The following is a 4673-nucleotide window of genomic DNA, read 5'->3' as shown; positions in this document are numbered from 1 at the left end:
TCGGGAGAAGGCCCACCCCCGGCCCCTCCCGCAAGCGGGAGGGGAGATATTCCATGAAGATCGCATTCATCGGCCTGGGCAATATGGGCGGCGGCATGGCCGCAAACCTCGTCAAGGCGGGCCACGAAGTCCACGCCTTCGACTTGTCCGCCGACGCGCTGGCCAAGGCGGCCGAGAACGGCTGCGCCACCTATACCGCCGTCCCCGACGCGGTGAAGGACGCCGAAGCCGTCGTCACGATGCTGCCCAACGGCGGCATCGTGAAGGCGGTCTACACTGCCGACGTGATCGGCAAGGCCCCGGCGGGCGCGCTGTTCCTGGACTGCTCGACCATCGACCTCGCCACGGCGCGCGAAGTGGCCGAGCTGGCGACGGCGGCGGGCTACGAGATGGTCGATGCCCCGGTCTCGGGCGGCATCGCGGCGGCCAACGGCGGCACGCTTACTTTCATGGTGGGCGGTCCGGCACCCACGTTCGAGAAGGCGAAAGTCGTGCTCGAACCGATGGCCAAAGCCGTCATTCTCGCGGGCGAGAGCGGCGCGGGGCAGGTTGCCAAGATGTGCAACAACATGCTGCTCGCGGTCCACATGATCGGCACCTGCGAGGCGCTGGCGCTGGCCGAGAAGGCGGGCCTCGATCCGCAGAAGTTCTACGAGATCAGCTCGAAGTCCACCGGCTACTGCTGGTCGCTCAACGACTATACCCCGGCACCGGGCGTCGGCGCGGCCAGCCCGGCGGACAATGGCTATGCGGGCGGTTTCGCCTCGGCGCTGATGCTTAAGGATCTGCGTCTCGCCATGGGCGGCGCTGAGACGGCGGGCGCCACCGTGCCGATGGGCGAGCACGCGACGAAGATCTACGAAGCCTTCGTCGAGGCCGGCAACGGCGGCAAGGACTTCGGCGCGATCTTCACGACGCTGTAAGCAAAATTCTTCCCCGAGCTTGTCTCGGGGAGGGAAACCGCCCGCGCAGCGGGTGGTGGAGGGCGCGAGTTCAGGAAATTCCCCCTCCGTCAGCCCTTCGGGCTGCCACTTCCCCGAGACAAGCTCGGGGAGGAATTACTCGATCGCCTCTCCAGTTCGAACTTCGGCAGCTTCATGCCCTTGGTCCGGCTGGTCAGGTGATACTTGCGGCACAGCCTGCACTTGTACGGACGCAGCGGGAAGGGCGCCCGCGCGGCGACTTCCAGCGCCTCGGCTTCGCTGGCGTAGCGCGCCTTGCGCTGGCAGACGCCGGGGTTGGTGCGCATGTCAGCCGAGGATGGACGGGCCGAGCAGCGTGAGCATCTTCACGTCGATCGCGTATCCCTCGCCGCGCCACGTTTCGAGCGCCTGTGCAAGCCCCGAACGCGGCACGCGGTGCACCACGATGTCCTCGCTGTCGACGCCGCCGCCTTCGCCGACCTTCACCAGATCGTGCGCGCGGAACAGCGTGAAGCTTTCGGAGACCATGCCGGGCGAAGAGTAGAACTCGCCGAGGTTCTCGATGCGGCCTGCGTGGTAGCCGGTTTCCTCCTCCAGTTCGCGCGCGGCGGCGGTGGCGGCGTGCTCATCGGCCTTATCGTCATCGTCGCCGACAAGCCCTGCGGGGAGTTCGATGCAGCGCTTGCCGAGCGGCACGCGGTACTGGTCGACGAGGATGACGTGGTCTTCCGGGTCGATCGCCAGGATCACCGCGGCGCGGATGCCGCGCGCGCGGCCGACGTATTCCCAGCGGCCCTTCTTCTTCGCGGTGATGAAGCGGCCTTCCCACATCGTTTCGACGGGGTGATCGGCATCGTAATGATCCGGCATGCTCATAGTTCGATGGTTCCGTCGGGCAGTTCGTTGACGTCGTCCGGCAGGCGGGGGACGTGCAGGGAGAGGATCGCGCCGACTTTGCCGACGCCGGCGATCATGGCGTCGGCGGTGCGGCCCTCGCGCAGTTCGCCCAGCATCGCGGCGATGGCGTCGGCCCAGGTGCCGGGCTCGACTTTGCTGGCGATGGCTTCGTCGGCGAGAATCTCGACGCGGTGTTCACGCATCGAGATGTAGATGAGGATGCCGGTGCGCCCGGTGGTGCGCCGCTCCGCGCTCATGCGGAAGGCGCGGGTGGCCTGGCCGTGGACGCGGGTGGTGCGGATGGGCGCCGGGATCAGGAAGAACTTGAGCGGCTGCCACAGCTGCAGCAGCGTCATCCCCGCGAACTTGATCGTCGCCACGCCCAGCGCCAGCGAGAGGATCATTCCGGGCGACCACTCATGGCCCCAGTCGGCGATCAGTGCGTCGTAGAGACCCATGTAGAAATCAGGCGCGATCGCCAGCGCGGAGAGGGCCAGGAACGCCACGAAGGCCGACCACGCCAGCGCGACGTCGGTGTAGCCGTCCGATCGGTCGGTCAGCATCGTGACGATCTCGCCTGAACTGAGCAGTTCGGCCTCGGCCACTGCGGCGCGGATGCGCTCGTGGTCCTCGGGTGTGAGATATGTGGGTCTTGCCATGGCCTACCAGTCCCCGCTCGCGCCGCCGCCGCCGAAATCGCCGCCGCCTCCGGAGAAGCCGCCGCCGTCTCCACCGCCCCAGCCACCGCCGCCACCCCAACTGCTACCGCCGGAATTGGTGGGGAACCAGATGATCGGGGTGTCGATGCCGCCGTAGCGGCTGCGCCGTCCGCCCCGGCTGGCCGCGCGCATGATCGGCAGGACGAAGAAGAAGATCACGAAGAGAATGAAGATGACCGTGCCGGGCGAGATGTCGTCGCCCTGATCGGCGCGCGCCTTGTCGGCCTGGGCGGCGATCTTCTGCGCCTCTTCGGGGGGCAGGGTCAGTTGCCTGATGATGGCGTCGGTGCCTGCCTCGATCCCGCCGGGGTAATCGTTGGCCTTGAAGCGGGGGAGGATCTGCTGGTTGATGATGAGGAAGCTCATCCCGTCGGTCAGTGTGCCTTCGAGGCCGTAGCCGACCTCGATGCGCACCTTGCGCTCGTTGGGTGCGACGATGAGGATCGCGCCGTTGTTGTCACCCTTCTGCCCGATCCCCCAGGCGCGGCCCAGCTGGTAGCCGTAATCGGAAATCTCGTAGCCATTGAGCGAAGGGATCGTCGCCACCACCAACTGGCGCTTCGACTGCTTCTCCAGCGCCTCCAGCTTTTGCGTCAGCTGCGCTTCCTCGGCGTCGGGGATGATGTTCGCGGCATCGACGACGCGCCCCGTGAGTTTGGGGAACTGCAGTTGCGCGGCCTGCGCCCATGCGCTGCCAGCCCCCGAAACGAGGGCCAGCAGGCACAGAAGCGCGGCCAGCGAGACGGCCCGGATGCGGGCCATCGGATCAGAGCTTTCCTTCGAGGCTCGGGGCGGCTTCGGCGCCGGGCGTAACGGCCTTGTAGGGCACCAGCGGATCGGCTCCGCGCAGGCGCGCGCCGATCATCGAGGGGAAAGTGCGGACTTCGGTGTTGTAGTCCTGAACCGCGCCGTTGTAGTCGCGGATGGCGACGCGGATGCGGTTTTCCTGACCCTCGAGCTGGCTCTGCAGCATCTGGTAGTTGGTGCTGGACTTGATGTCCGGATAGGCTTCCACGCTGGCGAGCAGGCGGCCGATGCCGGCGCCAAGGTTGGCTTGCGCCTGCTGGAACTGCTCCATCTTCTTCGGGTCGCCGAGGTCGTCGGCGCTGATCTGCACCGAGGTGGCCTTGGCGCGGGCCTCGGTCACGCCGACGAGGATCGACTTTTCCTGCTCGGCCGCACCCTTAGCGACGGCGGCAAGGTTGGGAACGAGGTTCGAGCGTTCCTGGAAAGCGGCCTCGACATCGGCCCATTTGGCCTTGGCGGCTTCCTGCTTGGTCGGCACCGAGTTAAAACCGCAGGCGGACAGCGAAAGCGCCGCCGCGAGAACCAGGCCGGTCTTTGCCGAGCGGGCGTTGAAGAGCGTCATCGGACTTCGTTCCTCCACTGCACGCCGGGCGAACCGGCGGCTTCCACGCGATAGATAGCGCTCCGCGATGGCGGATCAAGGACGCCGGACGGGCTCGGTGGAAACCCGGTCGGTTAACAAACGTTTGAGGGGCCGGGTGGAGTGTGTCAAACAGCACTCAGATTTATTTCCATTTGGCCGGCAAAAGGGGAACCAGGCGCATGGCAATCGTAGACGAATTCAAGAAGTTCATTGCGCGCGGCAACGTGCTGGACCTCGCAGTCGGTGTGATGATCGGTGCCGCCTTCGGCAAGATCGTGTCGTCACTGAACGAGAACATGATCATGCCGGTGATCGGCTGGCTGTTCGGCAGCATCGATTTCTCAAAGTATTTCTTCCAGCTGGGCGACGCACCGGCGGACTACAAGGGCAGCCTTACCGACTATGCCGCGCTGAAGGCGGCCGGCGTGCCGATGATCGGCTACGGCGAGTTCATCACCCAGGTGGTCAACTTCCTGATTATCGCCTTCGTGCTGTTCCTGCTGGTCCGTTCGGTCAACAAGATGATCGATTCGGTGAAGAAGCAGGAAGCCGAAGCCGCTGCAGCCGCTCCGGCACCGGAAGCCCCGGTTGATCCGCAACTGATCGCGCTGAAGGAAATCCTCGAGGAACTGCGCAAGAAGTAATCTGAAAATCCGCCGCAGGCGGATTTTTGCGGCACCGGCCCACGCCCCCACCCGACCACCCTTAGGGTACTATCGTTGGGTGGTCGGGTGGGGGCGTGGG

Annotated in this window: 7 protein-coding genes; 2 read left to right on the top strand and 5 right to left on the bottom strand. The window is 65.9% G+C overall.

The genetic code is table 11. From position 1 onward, the window contains the following. The first annotated feature begins 53 nt into the window (after positions 1 to 53). Positions 54 to 923, top strand: a complete 870-nt coding sequence (gene mmsB / locus ACYPYD_RS25000) for a 3-hydroxyisobutyrate dehydrogenase (protein ID WP_069707511.1) — start codon at positions 54 to 56, stop codon at positions 921 to 923. 89 nt (positions 924 to 1012) lie between these two features. Here the strand turns inward: mmsB and ACYPYD_RS24995 are convergent, their stop codons facing one another. The 5 genes from ACYPYD_RS24995 to ACYPYD_RS24975 are packed head-to-tail and all read right to left on the bottom strand — an operon-like array spanning position 1013 to position 3908. Further along, positions 1013 to 1249, bottom strand: a complete 237-nt coding sequence (locus ACYPYD_RS24995) for a hypothetical protein (RefSeq protein ID WP_459666173.1) — start codon at positions 1247 to 1249, stop codon at positions 1013 to 1015. 1 nt (position 1250) lies between these two features. After that, a complete protein-coding gene (locus tag ACYPYD_RS24990) occupies positions 1251 to 1799 on the bottom strand; it encodes an NUDIX hydrolase (RefSeq protein ID WP_413783074.1) in 549 nt (182 codons plus the stop codon). After that, positions 1796 to 2479 (bottom strand): TPM domain-containing protein, encoded by a 684-nt coding sequence (locus tag ACYPYD_RS24985; protein ID WP_459666170.1) that lies wholly within the window; start codon positions 2477 to 2479, stop codon positions 1796 to 1798. Before ACYPYD_RS24985 ends, ACYPYD_RS24990 begins: the two co-directional genes overlap by 4 nt. Positions 2480 to 2482: 3 nt before the next feature. Further along, positions 2483 to 3301 carry a TPM domain-containing protein gene (locus ACYPYD_RS24980; RefSeq protein ID WP_459666168.1) on the bottom strand — a complete coding sequence of 273 codons (819 nt, stop codon included), beginning with the start codon at positions 3299 to 3301 and terminating at the stop codon, positions 2483 to 2485. 4 nt (positions 3302 to 3305) lie between these two features. After that, positions 3306 to 3908: a LemA family protein gene (locus ACYPYD_RS24975; RefSeq protein WP_008830421.1), complete on the bottom strand. Its 603-nt coding sequence runs from the start codon at positions 3906 to 3908 to the stop codon at positions 3306 to 3308. 200 nt (positions 3909 to 4108) lie between these two features. Here ACYPYD_RS24975 and mscL point away from each other — a divergent pair, with 200 nt between their 5' ends. After that, positions 4109 to 4573: a large conductance mechanosensitive channel protein MscL gene (gene mscL, locus ACYPYD_RS24970; RefSeq protein WP_069707514.1), complete on the top strand. Its 465-nt coding sequence runs from the start codon at positions 4109 to 4111 to the stop codon at positions 4571 to 4573. Positions 4574 to 4673 lie beyond the last annotated feature (100 nt).

It is taken from the genome of Novosphingobium sp. 11B, assembly GCF_054589055.1.
Note: the sequence above shows the minus strand (reverse complement) of the source record. Positions and strands in the feature narration are given on the sequence as shown.